A 20,445-nucleotide genomic window follows, 5' to 3' on the forward strand; every position below is an offset into this window, starting at 1 on the left:
ATGAGCCTCGCCGTCCGCTTCGACGATATCCGCAAAGACTTCGGGCCGGTGCGCGTGCTGCACGGCGTGTCGTTCGAGTTGAGCCCGGGGCGTATCTACGGATTGCTCGGCGAAAACGGCGCGGGCAAATCGACGCTGATGAAAATCCTCGCCGGCTATGAAACGGCGACGTCGGGCACCTTGCTGGTCGACGGCCACGCGCGGCAGTTCATCGGCTCGCGCGATGCGGAAACCGCCGGCATCGTATTGATTCACCAGGAATTCAATCTCGCCGAGCATCTGACGATCGCGCAGAACATGTATCTCGGCCACGAGAAGTGGCGCGGCTGGTTCGTCGACGATGCTGCGATGCGTGCGGACGCCACACGTTATCTTTCGCAAGTCGGGCTCGAGAAAGCACCGGATACGAAGGTGCGCGAGCTGATCGTCGCCGAAAAGCAGATGGTGGAGATCGCCAAGGCTTTGTCGCGCCGCGCGCGCCTGTTGATCATGGACGAACCGACCGCGACGCTCACGCCGTCCGAAACCGAACGTCTCTTCACGCTGATGGCGAAGCTGAAGGCCGACGGCGTGACCATCATCTATATCTCGCACAAGCTCGACGAAGTCGAACGCATCACCGATGAAGTGATCGTGATGCGCGACGGCCGCTTCGTCGCTCGCAGCGAAACGGCGGCGCTTGCGCGGCAGCAGATGGCGAATCTGATGGTCGGGCGCGACGTGTCCGATATGTTCCCTGAGAAGATCACGGTGCCCGCCGCCGCACCGATCGCGTTGAAAGTGGAAGGCCTCGCCGTACCGAACTGGGTCGAAGACCTGAGCTTCGACGTCCGCGCCGGCGAAGTGCTCGGCTTTGCGGGACTCGTCGGCGCGGGCCGCACCGAAGCGTTCGAAGCGCTCATCGGATTGCGCAAACGCACGGCGGGCCGCATCGAAATCGCGGGCCGCCACGCCGATCTGAAAAATCCACGCGACGCGATGCGCCACGGTCTCACGTATCTGAGCGAAGACCGCAAAGGCAAAGGCCTGCACGTGAACCTGAGCCTGCAAGACAACGTCACGCTAATGACGCTCGAACGCTACGCGCATCCATTGCTCGATCTGAAAGCGGGGCGCGCGGCGTTGACCAAAGCCGTGAGCGACTTCGGCATTCGCACCGGCGATCTGTCGAGCCGCGCGCGCATGCTCTCCGGCGGCAACCAGCAGAAACTCGCGCTCGCCAAGTTCCTGCAACCCGACCCGAACGTGATCGTGCTCGACGAGCCGACCCGCGGCGTCGATGTCGGCGCGAAACGCGATATCTATTTTCTGATCCATCGTCTCGCCGCGCAGGGCCGCGCGGTGATCGTCATTTCATCCGAACTGATCGAGCTGATCGGCTTGTGCCATCGCGTCGCCGTGATGCGCACGGGACGCCTGCAAGCGACGCTCACGCTCGAGCATCTGACCGAAGAGGAGTTGATCGCCCATGCGACCGGCACCCACTGAAGCCGCGCCATCCGGCCGCGCGTTACGGTTCGCGCATCGTCTGTATGCGCTCGGGCCGCTCGCCGGCCTGATCGTGCTGTGCGTCACCGGCACGCTGCTCAATCGCGATTTCGCGACGCTCGACAACCTGATGAACGTGCTCACGCGCACGTCGTTCATCGGCATCATCGCGGTCGGCATGACCTTCGTGATCATTTCGGGCGGTATCGATCTGTCGGTCGGCTCGATGGCGGCGCTGATCGCGGGCAGCATGATCTGGCTGATGAACGGGCTGGCGGCCGGTGTCGGCGGGCACACGTTCGCGCCGTGGCTGATTGTGACGCTAGGCATCGTGTTCGCGCTGGTACTCGGCGGATTGTTCGGCTGTGCGCACGGTTTGCTGATTACCAAAGGACGTATCGAACCGTTCATCGTCACGTTGGGCACTTTAGGCATTTTTCGCGCGGTGCTGACGTGGCTCGCCGATGGCGGCGCGCTGACTTTGGATAACGCATTGTCCGATCTCTATGGGCCGGTTTACTACGCGAGCCTGTTCGGCGTGCCTGTGCCGATATGGGTGTTTCTGATCGTTGCCGCCGGCGGCACGTTGATCCTGAATCGCACCGCGTTCGGCCGGCATGTGCAGGCGATCGGCTCGAACGAACAGGTCGCGCGTTATGCGACGATTCGCGTCGATACGGTCAAGATCGTCACCTACGTGCTGCTCGGCATCTGCGTCGGCGTGGCGACCGTGCTGTACGTGCCGCGGCTCGGCTCGGCCACGCCGACCACCGGCTTGCTGTGGGAACTCGAGGCAATCGCATCCGTAGTGGTGGGCGGCACCGCGCTGAAAGGCGGCGAAGGGCGCGTGATCGGCACGGTGATCGGCGCAATCCTGCTTTCGGTGATCGCGAACATTCTGAATCTGACCAGCATCATCAGCGTGTATCTGAACGCGGCGGTGCAGGGCGTGGTGATTATCGTTGTCGCGTTCTTGCAGCGCGGGCGGCGGTAGGCAGTGGGCTTCAAAGGTTACAACGGCAAGTTTGAGAATCGGGGCGCATGAACGCCTCATAAACGCAACTATTTTGGATGGGAACAGAGTAAGCGCTATGGGGCTGAAGTAAGCGCTATGGGGCTGAAGTAAGCGCTATGGGGCCGGAGTAAGCGCTAAAGCGCTAACTCCGGCCGACACGCTAACTCCGGCCGACACGCTAACTCTGATCGACACAGGAGACACAACCATGAAGCAGGTCATTCGAGCGGTTAGCGCCGGCATGCTGGCGTTGGGGATACTGGGCACGGCGGGCGTCGCGCGTGCCGATGAGAAAGTCACGCTGGGCGTCGCGATTCCGACAGCCGACCACGGCTTCACAGGCGGCATCGTCTGGTGGGCGAACAAGGCGAAGAGCGATCTGGAGAAGGCGCATCCCGATCTGAAAGTGATTGTGAAGACCGCGGCGGGCGCGCCCGAACAGGCAAACCAGTTGCAGGATCTGGTGACCGTCAACAAGATCAACGCGCTGGTGATTTTCCCATTCGAATCGGCTTCGTTGACGCAGCCGGTCGCGCAGGTGAAGAAAAAGGGCATCTACGTGACGGTGGTCGATCGCGGCCTGACCGACACCAGCGCACAGGATGCCTATGTCGCCGGCGATAACACCGCGTTCGGCAAGATTCCCGCCGAATATCTGGCGAAAGCGCTCGACGGTAAAGGCGACATCGTCGCGCTGCGAGGCATCCCGACGACGCTCGACAACGAACGCTGGACCGCGTTTACGGGTGTGCTGAAAGCGTATCCAAGCATCAGGATTCTCGACGCCAAGTACGCGAACTGGAATCGCGACGATGCGTTCAAGGTGATGCAGGACTACCTGACGCGCTTCAAACACATCGACGCCGTCTGGGCGGCCGACGACGACATGGCGGTTGGCGTCATCAAGGCGATCGATCAGGCCAAGCGCACTGACATCAAGATCGTGTTCGGCGGCGCCGGTTCGAAGGGCATGGTGAAGAACGTGATGGACAGCGCGCCGATGATCAAGGCCGACGTGTCGTACTCGCCGAAATTCATCTACGACGCCATCAAGCTCACCGCCGAGGCGCGTCTGAAGGGCGACAAGCTGCCGCCGACGACGATCATTCCGTCTGTGCTGATCACGAAGGAAAACGCGCCGCAGTTCTATTTTCCGGACTCGCCGTTCTGATTGGTATCCGGGACACGCTCGCATTGGATGAGTGGCATGGACGATGCGAGCGTGACGTCGTTCGAGGAGCCGCACGATGAAAACCATCAAAGGGCCGGCGATTTTTCTGGCTCAGTTCATGGGCGACGAGGTGCCGTTCGACAACCTCGCGCATCTGGCCGGCTGGGCCGCGAGTCTCGGCTTCAAGGGGATTCAGGTGCCGTGCGACGCGCGCCTGATCGATCTCGAACAGGCCGCGGCGAGCCAGACGTATTGCGACGCGTTGCAGGAAATCGTCGACGATGCCGGCGTGACGATCACCGAACTGTCGACGCATTTGCAAGGGCAACTAGTGGCCGTGCATCCGGCCTACGACCTGTTGTTCGACGGCTTTGCCGCGCAGCATGTGCGCGGGAATCCCGCTGCACGCACGCAATGGGCGATCGGGCAAATGAAGCTGGCGGCGAAGGCCTCGCAGCGTTTGGGATTGAACGCGCACGTGTCGTTTTCCGGCGCGCTGGCCTGGCCGTATCTGTACCCGTGGCCGCAACGTCCGGCAGGTCTGGTCGAAGCCGCGTTCGACGAACTCGCGCGCCGCTGGACCCCGATTCTCGACGTATTCGACGAAGCCGGTGTCGACGTTTGCTATGAACTGCATCCGGGCGAGGACCTGCACGACGGCGTGACCTTCGAGCGCTTTCTCGACGCAGTGAAGCAGCACTCGCGCGCGAACATCCTCTACGATCCGAGCCACTTCGTGTTGCAGCAACTCGACTATCTCGCGTTCATCGACATCTACCACGAGCGCATCAAAGCCTTTCATGTGAAGGATGCGGAGTTTCGTCCGAACGGCAAGCAAGGCGTGTATGGCGGCTACAGCGGTTGGGTCGAACGCGCGGGGCGCTTCCGCTCGCCTGGCGATGGTCAGATCGATTTCGGCGCGATCTTCTCGAAGATGGCGCAGTACGACTTTCCCGGCTGGGCAGTGCTGGAATGGGAGTGCGCGTTGAAGCATCCGCAGGACGGCGCACGCGAGGGCGCGGAGTTCATTCGCCGCCACATCATTCGTGTGGCCGAGCATGCGTTCGACGATTTTGCGGGCAGTGGCGTGGACGCGGACCAGTTGAAACGCGTGCTGGGCATTTGACTGCGATCGATCGCAAAGGAGCGAGGGCGATGGCGCGAAGAAAGCTCAGATTAGGCATGGTCGGCGGCGGGCAGGGCGCGTTTATCGGCGCGGTGCATCGGATCGCCGCGCGGCTCGACGACCGCTTCGAACTGGTGGCGGGTGCGTTGTCATCCGATCCGCAGCGAGCGCAAGCGAGCGCCGATGAAGCGGGCATCGCTCGCAGCTATACGGACTGGCGCGAGATGGCGCGTGCCGAAGCCGCGTGCGACGACGGTATCGATGCGGTTGCGATCGTCACGCCGAACCATCTGCATGCGCCGGTGGCGACAGCCTTTCTCGAAGCCGGGATTCACGTGATCTGCGATAAACCGTTGGCGATATCGCTGGCCGAAGGCGAGGCGCTGGCGAAGCTCGCTCGCGAGAGGAACAAGCTGTTTGCATTGACGCATACGTACTCCGGCTATCCGCTGGTGCGTCATGCTCGTGAACTTGTCGAAAGAGGCGAGCTTGGCGACATACGTGTGGTGCAAGTCGAATATGCGCAGGACTGGTTGGCTGAGCCGATAGAAACGAGCGGCACGAACAAGCAGGCGGGCTGGCGCACGGATCCATCGTTAGCGGGTCCCGCCGGGTGTCTCGGCGACATCGGCACGCACGCGTATCACCTCGCCGCATTCGTCACGGGAATGACGCCGTTATCGTTATCCGCGGAGTTGCATACCTTCGTACCGGGGCGCCGCATCGACGATCACGTGCAGGCGATGTTGCGCTATCCAAACGGCGCGCGCGGCATGTTGTGGGCGAGTCAGGTGGCGAGCGGCGCGGCGAACGCGTTGCGCTTAAGGGTGTACGGAACCCGGGCGGGACTGAGTTTCGATCAGGAGAATCCGAATGAGCTTTGGCTTACGCCGTTGGGCGGTTCGTCAGAGCGCGTGACGCGTGGTCGTGTGAATAGCGCGATCGCCGCACACGCGACACGCGTGCCACCCGGACACCCCGAAGGTTATCTGGAAGCGTTCGCGCAGTTGTACAAGGATGCGGCGTTGCAGATCGAGGCGCTGGATGCGGGCGAAGTGCTACCCACGGAGAGCCGGCTACTTACGACGGTAGACGACGGCGTGGCCGGCTTGCGTTTCATCGACGCGGTTCTGGCAAGTAGTGCGGCGGACGGGCAGTGGCGAGAGATCGGCAGACGGTGAGCACGCAAAAAGCGTGACGATAACGCGCGCTTCAGCCGCCCTTGCTCTTCCTGATCTGCTCTTCGAAAGCAATATCGAGCTTGCTCGCCTTGCGCGGTTTCGGCGGGCCGTAACCGTCGACGAACTTGACGAAGTCGTCGAGCGTCAGCGGATCGGAGACCTTCCTGTCGGTGCCGCTCGATTTGTCGACCAGGTAGAACAGGCCGCCGGACAAGCTGATCGCCGCGAACAGCGGATTGCCGCTGCGGGTTTTCAGGCGCTCGACGGCGTGGATGGCTCGGGTGGTGCGCATGATGTGGGACTGCTGGGTCGGGGAAAGACTTCTACTGTAACAACTTCAGAAGCGGTACGCGTCGTTGCTTCATTGTGGCTTGCGCCGGAATGTGCGCCGCAGCCAATCCGCCCAATCCACCCGCACCGTATGCACCACCGGCACTACCACCAGCGTCAGAGTCGACGACATAAGCACGCCGCCGATCACCGTCTGCCCCAGCGGCACGCGCTGCTCGCCGCCCGAACGGTTTCGTCGGGTCGCGGGCATGCCGATTGACTCGCTCATTGACTCAGATAGGTGAACTTGCCGTTCCTGATCACGCCCATCACGCTGGCGCGCTGATCCAGACCGACGTGATCCTTCGCGCTGGTGTTCACCACGCCGTTCGGCACGACCAGTTCATGCGCATGCTCCAGTTCGTCGCGCAACGCCGTGCGGAAAGCCGGCGTGCCCGGCTGGGCTGTCTTCAGCGCGCGCGCAACGGCGTCCTGAAGGCGCGGATACACACCCGCCGCATCGCCGGCGAACTGCGTGACGCTGCCCGGGCCGTATTTCGCTTCATATTGGTCGACGAACGCGAGCGCCGCCTTCTTCGCCGGATGATCGGCCGGCAGCGTGCGCGCGACCACGACCGGCTGGGTCGGGAACAGCGTGCCTTCCACATCTTTGCCGCCCAGCTTGATGAACTCGGGCGTCGCGATGCCGTGCGTCTGATAGATCGGGCCCTTGAAGCCGCGCTCGACCAGCGTGCGCTGCGGCAGCACGGTCGGCGTACCGGCGCCCGCGATCAGGATCGCGTCGGGCCTGGCGGCCATCAGCTTCAGCACCTGGCCGGTGACGCTGGCGTCGGTGCGGTTGAAACGCTCGGTCGCGACGATCTGGATGTGGCGCAACGCGGCGAACTTGCTGAATTCGTTGAGCCAGCTTTCGCCGTAGCCGTCCGCGAAACCGATGAAGCCCACCGTCTTCACGTTGTGGTTCGACATGTAGCGCGTCATTACGTCGGCCATCGCGCTGTCGGTCTGCGCCATCTTGTAGGCCCACACCTTTTTGCCTTCCTGCGGCTCGACCACGCTCGCCGAGCCGATCAGCGTGATCATCGGCGTCTGGCTTTCGGCGACCGGATCGAGCGCGGCCATCGCTGCCGGCGTAATGTTCGGGCCGACGATCACGTCGACGTGGTCTTCGTTGATCAGCTTGCGGATGTTGCGGACCGCGGCGCCCGGGTCGGACGCGTCGTCGAGGAAAATGTAGTCGGCTTTCTGGCCGGCGATCGTACCCGGCCACATCAGCATCGCGTTCTTGCTGGTGATGCCGATCACGGCCGCGGGGCCGGTGCTCGACAGGTCGATACCGACCTTGAGGTCGGCGTGTGCTGCGGTGGCGAGCAGGAGCGCGCCGAGAGCGGCGAGGCCGCGTAGTGTGGTCCGTGGTTTGTTTTTATGCGACGTCATCGAAAGATCTCCGTAGCGGGAAGCGTGGTGATGTCAAAGCTCGTAGGTTTCGTGTTCGCCCTTGAGCGCCTGCTCGATCAGCTTGCGGTTCATGCTCGGCGACAACAGTTCGACGAGCGTATACACATAGCTGCGCAGATACGCGCCCTGTTTCAGTGCGACCCGCGTGACATTGCTGCCGAACAGGTGGCCGACCGGCATCGCGCGCAAATGGCGGTCGCGTTCGGCATTGAACGCGATATCCGCCATGATGCCGACGCCCAGACCCAGTTCGACGTAGGTTTTGATCACGTCGGCGTCGATCGCTTCGAGCACGATGTCCGGATGCAGGCCGCGCAGGCGAAACGCCTCGTTGATCTTGGTGCGGCCGGCGAACGCGTTGTCATACGTAATGAGCGGGTACTGAGTAAGATCGTCCAGCGACAAGAGCTTGCGGTCGAGCAGTGGGTGGTCCGGCTGCATCACCGCGACGTGGTGCCACTGGAAGCACGGCAGCGACACCAGTTCCTTATAGTTGGAGATCGCTTCGGTCGCGATGGCGAGATCGGCCTGGTCGTGGATCACCATCTCGGCCACCTGGGTCGGGCTGCCTTGCAAAATTGAAAGGTGCACTTTCGGGAAGCGCTTCTTGAATTCGGCGATGGCGGCCGGCAGTGAGTAGCGCGCCTGGGTGTGGGTGGCCGCGATCACCAGATTGCCCTGATCCTGAGCCGCGTAATCTTTACCGACCCGCTTCAGGCTCTCGACTTCCTGCAAGATTTTCTCGACCGACTGCAGGATAATGCGCCCCGGCTCGGTCAGCGAGCGCACGCGCTTGCCGTGCCGCGTGAAGATTTCGACGCCCAACTCGTCTTCCAGCTCGATGATCGCCTTGGAGACGCCCGGCTGGCTTGTAAACAGCGCTTTGGCCGCTTCGGTGAGGTTGAAATTCTGCCGCACGGCCTCGCGGACGAAGCGGAATTGGTGCAGGTTCATATATAACCTCTCCGCATATAAAAAGAATTTTTTAGTCGTTTGAAATATAAGGCGAGTTTATTACGATCTGTCCATCTTTTTCAATATGGATATCTGTATTTGTTATAAGCAAATGAGAGATAGGTCTAAACCCTGACTCGTCTGAGCTGACAAATCGAGATATCCAGGGCGCGGCGGAACCGGACTGCCGTGTATCACGCAAAAAATTGGGGTCCCCGAATGTACCAATACGATCAGTACGACCAGACCATCGTCGACGAACGGGTCGCGCAATACGCCGACCAGGTTCGCCGCCGGCTGTCGGGCGAATTGAGCGAAGAGGAGTTCCGTCCGCTGCGCCTGCAGAACGGCCTGTACATGCAGCGTCACGCGTACATGCACCGCATTGCGATTCCGTACGGCAACCTGCGCAGCGACCAGATGCGCGTGCTCGCGCAGATCGCGCGCGAACACGACCGCGGCTATGGCCACTTTTCGACGCGCTCGAACATCCAGTACAACTGGATCAAGCTCGAAGAAACGCCGGAAATTCTCCGCAAGCTCGCGGCGGTGCAGATGCACGGCATCCAGACCTCGGGTAACTGCATCCGCAACATCACGGCGGACCAGTTCGCCGGCGTGGCGCCCGATGAAGTGGTCGATCCGCGTCCGTGGGCTGAAATCCTGCGTCAATGGTCGACGTTCCACCCGGAATTCGCGTGGCTGCCGCGTAAGTTCAAGATCGCCGTGTCAGGCTCGAAGGAAGACCGTGCCGCCGTGCAGATCCACGACATGGGCGTGTATCTGAAGAAGAACGAACAGGGCGAGCTGGTAGCCGACATTCTGGCCGGCGGCGGCATGGGCCGTACGCCGATCATCGGCGCGATCATCCGTCAGGATTTGCCGTGGCAGCATCTGCTGACGTACTGCGAAGCCGTGCTGCGCGTGTACAACCGCTACGGCCGCCGCGACAACATCTACAAGGCGCGCATCAAGATTCTCGTGAAGGCGTTGAGCCCGGAGAAATTTTCGGCGCAGGTCGAGGAAGAATGGCAGCACCTGAAGGACGGTCCTTCGACGCTGACGCAAGCGGAAGTCGAGCGCGTGTCGCAATACTTCCAGCCGCCGGTGTATGACAAGCTGCCGGATACGGATGCATCGTTCGAGAATCATCTGCTGGAAAGCCGGGCATTCGCCCGTTGGGTCGAACGCAATGTGCGCCCGCACAAGGTGTCGGGCTACGCTTCGGTGACCTTGTCGCTGAAGCCGGCCACGATCGCCCCGGGCGACGCCACCGACGCGCAGATGGAAGCGGTCGCCGATTGGGCCGACGAGTACTCGTACGGCGAAATCCGCGTGTCGCACGAACAGAACCTGATTCTCGCGAACGTGAAAAAGCGCGATCTGTTCACGCTGTGGGAAAAGGCCAAGGCGCAAGGTTTCGCGACGCCGAACATCGGCTTGCTGACCGATATCATCGCGTGCCCGGGCGGCGATTTCTGCTCGCTCGCGAATGCGAAGTCGATTCCGATTGCGCTGGCGATTCAGGAGCGCTTCAACGACCTCGACTATGTGTACGACCTCGGCGACGTGTCGCTGAACATCTCGGGTTGTATCAACGCGTGCGGCCACCACCACGTCGGCAACATCGGCATTCTGGGCGTCGATAAGGACGGCTCCGAGTGGTATCAGGTGACGCTCGGCGGCGAGCAGGGCACGGGCGCGACCGGCGCGCATCTTGGCCGCGTGATCGGCCCGTCGTTCTCGGCGGAAGAGATGCCGGACGTGATGAGCAAAGTGATCGATACGTTCGTGGAAAACCGCTTTGAGGGCGAGCGCTTCATCGAAACGTACAACCGCATCGGCATCACCCCGTTCAAGGAACGTGTGTACGCCTCGCGTCAACCGGCTCACGCGTAACCGCGAAAAAGGATACTGAACAGATGGCTTCTATCATCAAGAATCGCGCGATCGTCAACGATGACTGGACGGTAGTGCGCGCAGCGGAAGACGGCAGCTTGCCCGCAGTGGATGCCTTGCCGGCCGGCAAGGTGCTGGTGCCGCTCGCGTTGTGGCAGGCTGCGCGCGATGCGCTGATCGCCTCGCGCAGCGCGGCTGAGATCGGCGTGTGGCTTGCGCCGGACAGCGAACCGGCGGATCTCGTCGGCGACTTCGACAAGATCGCGCTGATCGGCGTGGACTTCCCGGTGTTCCGCGACGGCCGTGGCTATAGCATCGGCCGCCTGTTGCGCGAGCGTTATGGCTACAAGGGCGAACTGCGCGCGATCGGCGACGTGCTGCGCGATCAACTGACGTTCATGTTCCGCTGCGGTTTTGACGCTTACGCGCTGCGTGAAGACAAAGACTTCAACGACGCGCTCAAGGCGTTCGACGAATTCAGCGTGCAGTATCAGGGTGCGGTGGATAATCCTTCGCCGCTGTTCCGCCGCCGCGCGGCTGCGGCTTTGGAAAAGGCCTCAGCATGAGCGACGCACAATCGCTTACGCCGGAACTCGCTGCGAAGATCGAGCGCCTCGATGCGCTGCTCGATTCGATCGCCGCGCGTCATGCGAACGTGAAGCTCGCCAGCAGCCTCGCTGCGGAAGACATGCTGCTGACCCACGCGATCCTCTCGCGCGGGGTAAAGATCGGCATCTTCTCGCTGAATACGGGCCGTCTGCATGCGGAAACGCTCGGCATGCTCGATCGCGTGAAAGAGCGCTATGGCTACGAGATCGAACAGTTTCATCCGCAAGCTGCTGCGGTTGAAGAATATGTTGGGTCGCATGGTCTGAACGCGTTTTACGAAAGCGTCGATTTGCGCAAGCGCTGTTGCGAAATCCGCAAGGTGGAGCCGCTGAACCGCGCGCTGTCGGACGTCAGCGCATGGGTGACCGGCCAACGCCGCGAGCAGTCGGTGACGCGTGCCGAATTGCACGAGGAAGAGCACGACGCCGCGCGCAACATCGCCAAGTTCAATCCGCTGACGGACTGGACCGAGACCGAAGTGTGGGACTACCTGAAAGCGTTCGACGTGCCGGTCAATCCGCTGCATGCGCGCGGTTATCCGAGCATCGGCTGCGAACCCTGTACGCGTGCGATCCGTCCCGGTGAAGACAGCCGGGCAGGGCGCTGGTGGTGGGAGTCGCGCGATACGAAGGAATGCGGGCTGCACATCACGACGATTACGCCGATCCCTTTCAGCAGCAGCGAAAACGCTTCGGCCTGACGCATCTGGGTATTTCAGGTCTTGCCTTTTGATCTGAACGCCGCACATACCGATTTGAATACTTCCGCTCGGCGAGCAACCGCCCGCCGAGCGAACCAACGAAGGACCCAAACATGAGCACCACGCTCGATTCCACTCTCAACGCTCCGCTTGCCAACACGGCGAACCGGATGGATCACCTCGACTGGCTCGAAGCCGAGTCGATTCACATCCTGCGCGAACTGGTCGCCGAATGCAGCAAGCCCGCGTTGCTGTTTTCGGGCGGCAAGGACTCGGTCGTGGTGCTGCACCTCGCGCTGAAGGCATTCGGCCTCGGCGCGAACCGCAAGACCGTGCTGCCGTTCCCGCTCGTGCATATCGACACCGGTCACAACTACGACGAAGTGATCGACTTCCGCGATCGCCGCGCGAAAGAAATCGGCGCTGAGCTGGTGGTGGGTCACGTTGAAGATTCGATCAAGCGCGGCACCGTGCGTCTGCGTCGCGAAACGGATTCGCGTAACGCCGCGCAAGCCGTCACGCTGCTCGAAACGATCGCTGAACATGAATACACCGCGCTGATCGGCGGCGCGCGCCGCGACGAAGAAAAGGCCCGTGCGAAAGAACGGATCTTCTCGTTCCGCGACGAATTCGGCCAATGGGATCCGAAGGCGCAGCGCCCGGAACTGTGGAGCCTGTATAACGCGCGCCTGCACAACGGCGAACACCTGCGCGTGTTCCCGATTTCGAACTGGACCGAGCTCGACGTGTGGCAGTACATCGCCCGCGAGCAACTCGAACTGCCGTCGATCTATTACGCGCATCAACGCGAGATCGTTCGTCGCAACGGCCTGCTGGTGCCGGTCACGCCGCTCACGCCGATGCGTGAAGGCGAGACCAGCGAAACCGCGCTGGTGCGTTTCCGTACCGTGGGCGACATCAGCTGCACGTGCCCGGTGGAAAGCGACGCCGACGATCTCGAGAAGATCATCGCCGAAACGGCCGTGACCGAAATCACGGAACGCGGCGCGACGCGGATGGACGATCAGGTCTCCGAAGCCGCGATGGAACAGCGTAAGAAGCAAGGTTATTTCTAAGCATGGGACCGGAGTAAGTGCTTTGCACTAACTCCGGTCGATAGAGGGACAAGGAACATCATGAATATTCATCAACCAGAAGACCTCGGCGTGCTGCGATTCATTACTGCGGGCAGCGTCGACGACGGCAAGAGCACGTTGATCGGCCGCCTGCTGTACGACAGCAAGGCTGTGTTGAGCGACCAGCTCTCCGCTCTGTCGCGCGCGAAGAATAAGCGCACCGTTGGGGACGAAATCGATTTGTCGCTGTTGACTGACGGCCTCGAGGCGGAGCGCGAACAGGGCATCACGATCGACGTCGCGTACCGTTACTTCGCGACGGCCAAGCGCAAGTTCATCATCGCCGACACGCCGGGCCACGAGCAGTACACGCGCAACATGGTGACGGGTGCATCGACCGCGCATGCGGCGATCATTCTGGTCGACGCGACGCGTGTGACTTTCGTCGACGGCGTCGCGCAACTGCTGCCGCAAACCAAGCGCCATAGCGCGATCGTCAAATTGCTCGGCTTGCAGCACGCGATTGTCGCGATCAACAAGATGGATCTGGTCGACTACAGCGAAGCGCGCTTCAACGAGATCCGCGACGCGTATGTGGAGCTCGCGCGTCAACTGGGCCTGAACGACGTGCGCTTCGTGCCGGTGTCGGCGCTCAAGGGCGACAACATCGTGACCGCTAGCGAAAGCATGCCGTGGTATGCGGGCGAACCGCTGCTGGACTTGCTCGAAGCGTTGCCGGTCGAGATTCCGACGGGCCAGGCGCTGCGTTTCCCGGTGCAGTGGGTGGCACGTCAGGACGGCAGCCAGGCCGACGATTTCCGCGGCTACATGGGCCGTATCGAAGCGGGCGAAGTGAAGGTCGGCGACCCGATCGTCGTGCTGCCGGCGAATCGCGAAGCGACGGTTGCCGAGATCATCGCGCCGGTGACGGGCGGCACGGCGCAAGTGGACCGCGCGTTTGCCGGTCAAACGGTGACGATCCGTCTGGCGGAAGACGTCGACGTGTCGCGCGGCGATACGTTCGTGCTGAGCGAAGCGGCGCCGGAGCCGGCGAAGAAGCTGGAAGCCGACCTGTGCTGGTTCGACGACACGCCGCTGTCGACGCAACGCAAGTATCTGTTGAAGCAGACCACCAACACCGTGTTTGCGCGGATCGGTGCGATCAAGGAAGTGCTCGACGTGCATACGCTGTCGCAGGCGACCGATCGCAAGGAACTGGCGATGAACGACATCGGCCGCGTGGCGTTGACGTTGCAAAAGCCGTTGGTGTGCGACGTGTACGACTCGCATCAGGGCACGGGTGCATTCGTGCTGATCGACGAAGCGACGCACCACACGGTTGCGGCCGGCATGATCCGGGCGTTTTCGGCGTAAGCGAGCGACGCGTAGCCGCGCACCGTCAGTGCCCTAACGAACAGGTTGATGCAAATGGGTAAGGTTTATTTGATCGGCGCAGGGCCGGGTGCTGCGGACCTCATTACGGTGCGTGGGGCGCGGCTGCTGGGCGCCGCTGATGTTGTGCTGCACGACGCGCTGGTCGAGCCCGCGATGCTCGACTATGCGCCTTCTCATGCGCGGCGGATTGCTGTTGGTAAGCGGTGCGGACAGCTTTCGACGGCGCAGCAGTTCATCAACAAGCAGATTGTGGATGCTGCTCTCGAGCATGACGTGGTGGTTCGCCTGAAGGGCGGCGATCCGATGTTGTTCGGGCGTGCGGATGAGGAGATGCGGGCGCTTGAAGCCGCTGGTATCGAGTACGAGGTCGTGCCCGGTATTACGGCTGCGCTGGCTAGTGCTGCTTCGTTGAAACGGTCTCTTACCCTGCGTGGGGTTTCGCGTAGCGTGGCGTTGGCTACTTTTAGCCGGGCTCCCGGGTCCGATGAGATTCGTGAGCAGGTTAATGCGGATTCTCTCGTGTTCTATATGGGCCGCGATAGCGGTGTTGAGATTGCTCAGCAATTGATCGATGCTGGACGCGCTGTTTCTACGCCTGTGGCGATTGTTGAGGCGTGTAGTACGGATCGCGAGCGGACGCTCACCCTCACGCTTGAAGAACTCGCCTGCGGCGAAGCGCAAAAGTGGGTTGATGATTCGCAGCCTAGTTTGCTGATGATCGGGGAGGCTTTTGCTGCCCGGCAGCAGGGTGTTGTCCGCTCCGCGGATGGGATGTTAGTCGCTGCCTGATGTTTTGTTGCGCGTAGCGGCTGGTTGGGTTGTTTGCCTACGGCGTTGCCTCTCCCTTGATTTCTTTGCCTGCGCGGCGCTTTCTGTCTGTGTGCCTACGGTGTTGGCCTTTCCTTGAATTGATATTGGTTTATTAGCTTTCCCCCTGTGCGGGGGGGCACCTACTTTTCTTTGCCGCCGCAAAGAAAAGTAGGCAAAAGAAAGCGGCTCAAACCGCTAGCTCTGAAGCGGGTCCCCTGGCTTGGAGGAGGCAGTGGAGCATCTGGAATCGGTGTTCTCGCGCACTCCGCGCTGGTGACAAGGCCGTCATACTTCCGGCGGCGCTGCGCGCGCCGTGGCGGTACTTCATTAAATCGCCCGCCATTTTTGTGCCCTGTGGGACTTCACAAAACCACCCGTCGGTGTCGGAGCCTGCACTTGCTGTGGCGCGGTGGGCGGCACGTGCATAGAGCTTTCACCTGTCGCAGCACGATCGCCCTTCATCTGTCTTGGCATCACGCCGAGGCGAAGCCGATGCCCCCTACCGCGCACAAACGAAACCACCGGTTTCCTCAGCGGACCGTTCCGGCGAGCACGTAGTGCGAGGCGGGAAGGATAATGCCGGAAGCGCACATGCCCAAACGGTGTTGAGAAGTGCCGCCACGGCGCGCGTAGCGTCGCCGGAAGAATGACGGCCTTGTCACTCACGCGGAGTGTGCGAGAACACCGATTCCAGATGCTCCACTGCCTCCTCCAAGCCAGGGGACCCGCTTAAGAGCTGGCGGTGTAAAGCCGCTTTCTTTTGCCTACTTTTCTTTGCGGCAGGCAAAGAAAAGTAGGTGCTCCCCCGCACAGGGGGAACGCTAATAAACCGATAAGAAAGCAAGGAAAGGCCAACGCCGCAGGCGAACAACCAATAGCGCCGCGCAGGCACACAGAGGTAAGCGCCGCGCAGGCAAACAAGCTCAACCAAAACCCAACGCCGTAGGCAAACAACCCATCCAGCCGCTACGCGCAAAACAACTCAAACCTGCCGAAGGCAATAACTAGCCACTGCATCGAGAACAGAATCATCCTCGCCAACGGCGGTGGCACACCGAATCTCAACAGAGGGATACAACCCGCGACAGCGCTCAACCACCGCAGGTAAATCCGCCCTAACATGCCCACCTTGCCCAAAAAACACCGGCACGACGGTAACAACAGAACACCCGTCGGAGACAAGAGAACCCACAGCGGTAGGCAGATCAGGCTCCATCAACTCGAGAAAAGCCAGCAACACCGGCCCAGCGGCAGCACTACCTCGAACCTTATCGGCCAACCTCTCAAACGGCTCGCGCCAGCGAACATCTCTCGCGCCATGCGCGAACAACACCATCCCATGTGCAGCCATGACAAAGGCTCCTAATGGCGATCAACCCACTTCAACCCAACCAGCCCCAGCACCAGATACACCAACCCAGGCGTAGCCGCAGTCAAAGGCGCCGGCCAGGTATTCAACGTGCCGATATGCGAGAACAGCGTATTGAACAGCTGAAAACTCATCCCCAGCATAATCCCGCCGAAAACCTTCACGCCAACCACGCCGGCCCGCGTATGCAAATACGCAAACGGTAACGACAACACCAGCATCACGAATACCGCAAACGGATACAGCAGCTTGCGCCACAGCGCAATCTCATACCGCTGGGTGTCCTGGCGATTCTCGGTCAAATGCTGGATGTAACGGAACAGGTTGAACATCGACATCCGGTCGGGCGACACCAGCAGCACCGACAAAATCTGCGGCGTCAGTTCCGAGCGCAACGAATACTCGGGCAATACCACCTGCTTCGCGCGATACACCGGATTCAACGCATCAGCCGGGGTGCCCGGAGGAGGGGGGACGTCGAACAACTGGGTATCGGTCACGCCGGTCAGTTGCCAATGCCCCGGCGGCTGGTACGTGCCGCTTTTCGCCATCCGCACGTTCGAGAGCCGGAACTTCGAATCGAACTCGTAAATCCGCACGTTGCTGATGGTCGCGTCGGGTTTCAACTCGCCGACGTTCACAAAGCGCGTCACCTGCTCGCCGTCCGCGCGCGCGGTGAGCGTGTCCTTCACCCAGACGCCCGACTCGAAATTGCTCGATACCGATGACCCCAGCGCCTCCAGCCGTACGCGCTCCGACAACTGATCCGTGTACGGACCGACTACTTCACCGATCAGGTAGGTCAGGAACACCAGCGGAATGCCGATCTTCAGCAGCGAGCGCAGCGCCTGATTGGTCGCGAGGCCCGACACGCGGAAAATCGTGTACTCAGAGTTCGCCGCCATCTGCGCGAACACGTAGATCGCGCTGATCAGCGCAGCCACCGGAATGATTTCGTAGAAACGCGACGGCGTTTGCAAGGCGACGCGCAGCACCGCGTACTGGAACTTGTAGTTGCCATGGCCGACGGAGTTCAGTTCGTTGATCAGGTCGAAGAAGAAGAACAGGCCCGAAAACGCGAACAGAATAAAGACGAACGTGAGGTAAACCTGACGCGCGAAGTACTTTTCATAGATGCGCATCGGTCAGGCTCCCTGCGACGAACGGCTGAACATCGCCCGCGTGAACAGCGGCCGATTGCGCACGCGCAGCCAGAAGATGAACGCGACGATCACCGCCACCACGATGTGCAAGCTCACGAGCCCAACCCCGAACGACATCTTGCCTTGCTCGATCCACGACTGCACCACGTTCAACAGATTCGAATACGTCAGATAGATCAGGACGGCCATCACCAGATTGATCGTGCGGCTGCGCCGCGGGTTCTGGTGCGCAAGCGGAATCGCCAGCAGCATCAGGTTGATCGCGATCAGCGGCAGCCCCGCGCGCCATGCAAATTCGGCGAGGTTTTCGCGGGTCGGATTGCGGAACAGATCGAGCGTCGGCGTGCCGGTGGTGGTCGGCGTACTGACGACCGGCTGGCTCTGGATCTTCACGCCATAGCGCTCGAACTCCATGATGCGGAAATCCGGGTGCCCCGGTTCGCCGTCGTAGCGGCGGCCGTTTTCCAGCACCACGAAGCGGTCGCCGTTCTTATGCGTCTCGGTATGGCCGTTCTTCGACACCACCACGTTGACCTTGCCGTTCTCGGTGCTGGTCACGAACACGTTCTCGACGTGCCCCTGATCGGGCGACATCTTCTCGATGAAGAACACCCGGTGGCTGGTGGCCGACTCGCGGAACTGGCCCGGCGCCAGCAGCGAGACCTCGTCGCGCTGCTGGAAGCGCGCGCGGATCAGCTTGCTCTGCTGATTCGACCACGGCCAGCCGACGAATACAAAGAACATGATAAGGACGATGATCGGCGTGGCGAAAATACCGATCGGCTTGACGAAGCGGGTCAAACTGACACCCGAGGACAGCCACACGACCATCTCGGAGTCTTTGTACCACCGCGTCAGGACGAACAGGATCGACACGAACAGGGTCGCGACGAGCATGATCGCCACATAGCCGATCACGGTCAGGCCGATCAGCACCAGCACGTCGCGCGGATCGATCTCGCCCGAGGCCGCGAAGCCGACGATGCGGATCATCATCGTCGTCAGCACGAGCGTGAGGAGAACCATGAACACGGCACCAGCCGTATACGCGAGTTCGCGCTGGAGGGAGCGTTCGAAGATCATTATTGATGATGAGAGGGGGCGCTCTCAGTGGCGCGCGGATTGCTTCCCGTCACGCCCCCGGTGCAGCCGCCGCGGGAAAAATAGCGGATAATTGCGGCTTTCATCCTAAGCCCAGATTTTATCCGAGGACAAGCGCGATGGACTTTAGCATAAAAGCCTGTGATTGGACCAAAGGCTCGTCAAACGGTTTCCTGACCGGGAAATCCGATTGCATCGTAATCGGCGTGTTCGAGTCGCAAACGCTCTCGGGCGCTGCGCTGGAAATCGACGCGGCCACCAAGGGCCTGTTGACCCGCATCATCAAAGCCGGCGACATGGACGGCAAGGCCGGCACCACGCTGTTCCTGCACGAAGTGTCTGGCATCGGCGCCTCGCGCGTGCTGCTGGTCGGCCTCGGCAAACAGGATGCTTTCAGCCAGAAAGCCTACGGCGAAGCCGTGCGGGCCGCCTGGCGCGCCTTGCTGGGCACCAAGATCGTCCAGGTTACCTTCACGCTCGCACAATTGCCGATCCTCGAGCGCTCGGCCGATTGGGGCGTGCGCGCCGCGATCCTCGCGCTGCGCGAGCTGACCTACAAGTTCGCGCAGATGAAGAGCAAGCCGGACAACCCGGCGCGCGCGTTGAAGCGCATCGTCTTCAGCATCAATACCGGCGACGAGAAAGCCGCCAAGCTCGCCGCGAAGCAGGGCGCCGCGCTTGCCAACGGCATGGATCTGACGCGCGACCTCGGCAACCTGCCGAGCAACGTCTGCACGCCGACCTACCTCGCCAACACCGCGAAGAAGCTCGCCAAAGACTGGAAGCTGAAGGTCGAAGTGCTCGGCGAAAAGCAGTGCGAAGCGCTCAAGATGGGCTCGTTCCTGTCGGTCACGGCCGGCTCGGTCGAACCGGCACAGTTCATCGTGCTGCAGTACCACGGCGGCGCCGCGAAAGCCGCGCCGGTGGTGCTGGTCGGCAAGGGCGTCACGTTCGACACCGGCGGCATCTCGCTCAAGCCGGGCGAAGGCATGGACGAGATGAAGTACGACATGTGCGGCGCCGGTTCGGTGCTGGGCACGTTGCGCGCAGTCGCGGAAATGGGCCTGAAGATCAACGTGGTCGGCATCGTTCCGGCTGTCGAGAACGTGCCGTCGGCTACCGCCACCAAGCCGGGCGACATCGTCGCCAGCATGAAGGGCCTGACGATCGAAGTGCTGAACACGGACGCCGAAGGCCGGCTGATCCTGTGCGACGCGCTGACCTATGCCGAGCGCTTCAAGCCGGCAGCGGTGATCGACATCGCCACGCTGACGGGCGCCTGCATCATCGCGCTGGGCCATCACAACAGCGGTTTGTTCTCGAAAGACGACGCGCTGGCGGGCGAACTGCTCGACGCGTCGCGTGAAGCGTCCGATCCGGCCTGGCGTCTGCCGCTCGACGAGGAGTATCAGGAGCAGCTCAAGTCGAACTTCGCGGACCTCGCCAATATCGGCGGCCGTCCGGCGGGCAGCGTGACGGCGGCGTGCTTCCTGTCGCGCTTCGCCGAAGCGTATCCGTGGGCGCATCTGGACATCGCCGGCACGGCGTGGAAGAGCGGCGCGGCGAAGGGCGCCACCGGCCGTCCGGTGCCGTTGCTCGCGCAGTTCCTGATCGACCGCGCCGCACAATGACGCATTGC

General features: G+C 61.7%; 19 protein-coding genes. 12 read left to right on the plus strand and 7 right to left on the minus strand.

Annotated elements, in window-relative coordinates; all coding sequences use genetic code 11:
* From AC3WOG_RS04390 to AC3WOG_RS04410, 5 genes are all read left to right on the plus strand, one after another.
* Positions 1-1,488: a sugar ABC transporter ATP-binding protein gene (locus tag AC3WOG_RS04390; protein WP_492576852.1), complete on the plus strand. Its 1,488-nt coding sequence runs from the start codon at positions 1-3 to the stop codon at positions 1,486-1,488.
* Positions 1,469-2,482 carry an ABC transporter permease gene (locus AC3WOG_RS04395; RefSeq protein ID WP_492576853.1) on the plus strand — a complete coding sequence of 338 codons (1,014 nt, stop codon included), beginning with the start codon at positions 1,469-1,471 and terminating at the stop codon, positions 2,480-2,482. Before AC3WOG_RS04390 ends, AC3WOG_RS04395 begins: the two co-directional genes overlap by 20 nt.
* 229 nt (positions 2,483-2,711) lie before the next feature.
* Positions 2,712-3,674 (plus strand): substrate-binding domain-containing protein, encoded by a 963-nt coding sequence (locus AC3WOG_RS04400; protein WP_492576854.1) that lies wholly within the window; start codon positions 2,712-2,714, stop codon positions 3,672-3,674.
* Between the two features lie 76 nt (positions 3,675-3,750).
* Positions 3,751-4,800: a sugar phosphate isomerase/epimerase family protein gene (locus AC3WOG_RS04405; protein ID WP_492576855.1), complete on the plus strand. Its 1,050-nt coding sequence runs from the start codon at positions 3,751-3,753 to the stop codon at positions 4,798-4,800.
* 29 nt (positions 4,801-4,829) lie between these two features.
* A complete protein-coding gene (locus AC3WOG_RS04410; protein ID WP_492576856.1) occupies positions 4,830-5,981 on the plus strand; it encodes a Gfo/Idh/MocA family protein in 1,152 nt (383 codons plus the stop codon).
* A 31-nt stretch (positions 5,982-6,012) separates the two neighbouring features.
* On the opposite strand, the gene AC3WOG_RS04415 is transcribed toward AC3WOG_RS04410, so the two are convergent.
* From AC3WOG_RS04415 to AC3WOG_RS04430, 4 genes are all read right to left on the minus strand, one after another.
* On the minus strand, positions 6,013-6,273 hold the full coding sequence (locus tag AC3WOG_RS04415; RefSeq protein WP_492576857.1) for a hypothetical protein: 261 nt from the start codon (positions 6,271-6,273) through the stop codon (positions 6,013-6,015).
* Positions 6,274-6,342: 69 nt separating this feature from the next.
* Positions 6,343-6,540, minus strand: coding sequence for a hypothetical protein (locus AC3WOG_RS04420; RefSeq protein WP_492576858.1), 198 nt, complete (start codon positions 6,538-6,540; stop codon positions 6,343-6,345).
* Positions 6,537-7,709, minus strand: coding sequence for an ABC transporter substrate-binding protein (locus tag AC3WOG_RS04425; RefSeq protein WP_492576859.1), 1,173 nt, complete (start codon positions 7,707-7,709; stop codon positions 6,537-6,539). Before AC3WOG_RS04425 ends, AC3WOG_RS04420 begins: the two co-directional genes overlap by 4 nt.
* A gap of 33 nt (positions 7,710-7,742) precedes the next feature.
* Positions 7,743-8,684: a CysB family HTH-type transcriptional regulator gene (locus AC3WOG_RS04430; protein ID WP_492576860.1), complete on the minus strand. Its 942-nt coding sequence runs from the start codon at positions 8,682-8,684 to the stop codon at positions 7,743-7,745.
* 219 nt (positions 8,685-8,903) lie between these two features.
* Here AC3WOG_RS04430 and AC3WOG_RS04435 point away from each other — a divergent pair, with 219 nt between their 5' ends.
* The 6 genes from AC3WOG_RS04435 to cobA all read left to right on the plus strand — a co-directional run bounded on the left by AC3WOG_RS04435 (position 8,904) and on the right by cobA (position 15,152).
* Positions 8,904-10,583, plus strand: coding sequence for a nitrite/sulfite reductase (locus AC3WOG_RS04435; protein WP_492576861.1), 1,680 nt, complete (start codon positions 8,904-8,906; stop codon positions 10,581-10,583).
* A gap of 23 nt (positions 10,584-10,606) precedes the next feature.
* A complete protein-coding gene (locus tag AC3WOG_RS04440; protein WP_492576862.1) occupies positions 10,607-11,149 on the plus strand; it encodes a DUF934 domain-containing protein in 543 nt (180 codons plus the stop codon).
* Positions 11,146-11,892 carry a phosphoadenylyl-sulfate reductase gene (locus tag AC3WOG_RS04445; protein ID WP_492576863.1) on the plus strand — a complete coding sequence of 249 codons (747 nt, stop codon included), beginning with the start codon at positions 11,146-11,148 and terminating at the stop codon, positions 11,890-11,892. The genes AC3WOG_RS04440 and AC3WOG_RS04445 overlap by 4 nt, the downstream gene beginning before the upstream one ends.
* Before the next feature lie 113 nt (positions 11,893-12,005).
* Positions 12,006-12,968 (plus strand): sulfate adenylyltransferase subunit CysD, encoded by a 963-nt coding sequence (gene cysD / locus AC3WOG_RS04450; RefSeq protein ID WP_492576864.1) that lies wholly within the window; start codon positions 12,006-12,008, stop codon positions 12,966-12,968.
* Between the two features lie 57 nt (positions 12,969-13,025).
* A complete protein-coding gene (locus tag AC3WOG_RS04455; protein WP_492579716.1) occupies positions 13,026-14,342 on the plus strand; it encodes a sulfate adenylyltransferase subunit 1 in 1,317 nt (438 codons plus the stop codon).
* Positions 14,343-14,396: 54 nt separating this feature from the next.
* A complete protein-coding gene (gene cobA / locus AC3WOG_RS04460) occupies positions 14,397-15,152 on the plus strand; it encodes a uroporphyrinogen-III C-methyltransferase (RefSeq protein ID WP_492579717.1) in 756 nt (251 codons plus the stop codon).
* Positions 15,153-16,155: 1,003 nt separating this feature from the next.
* Here cobA and AC3WOG_RS04465 read toward each other — a convergent pair.
* The 3 genes from AC3WOG_RS04465 to lptF are packed head-to-tail and all read right to left on the minus strand — an operon-like array spanning position 16,156 to position 18,788.
* A complete protein-coding gene (locus AC3WOG_RS04465) occupies positions 16,156-16,524 on the minus strand; it encodes a sirohydrochlorin chelatase (protein WP_492576865.1) in 369 nt (122 codons plus the stop codon).
* Between the two features lie 11 nt (positions 16,525-16,535).
* Positions 16,536-17,684, minus strand: a complete 1,149-nt coding sequence (gene lptG, locus AC3WOG_RS04470; RefSeq protein ID WP_492576866.1) for an LPS export ABC transporter permease LptG — start codon at positions 17,682-17,684, stop codon at positions 16,536-16,538.
* Positions 17,685-17,687: 3 nt separating this feature from the next.
* Entirely contained in the window at positions 17,688-18,788 is a 1,101-nt protein-coding gene (lptF, locus tag AC3WOG_RS04475; protein ID WP_492576867.1) for an LPS export ABC transporter permease LptF, read from the minus strand.
* Positions 18,789-18,925: 137 nt separating this feature from the next.
* Between lptF and AC3WOG_RS04480 the strand changes: the two genes are divergently transcribed.
* Positions 18,926-20,437, plus strand: a complete 1,512-nt coding sequence (locus AC3WOG_RS04480) for a leucyl aminopeptidase (protein ID WP_492576868.1) — start codon at positions 18,926-18,928, stop codon at positions 20,435-20,437.
* The last annotated feature ends 8 nt before the right edge of the window (positions 20,438-20,445 follow it).

Source organism: Paraburkholderia sp. FW306-02-B, from assembly GCF_058782725.1.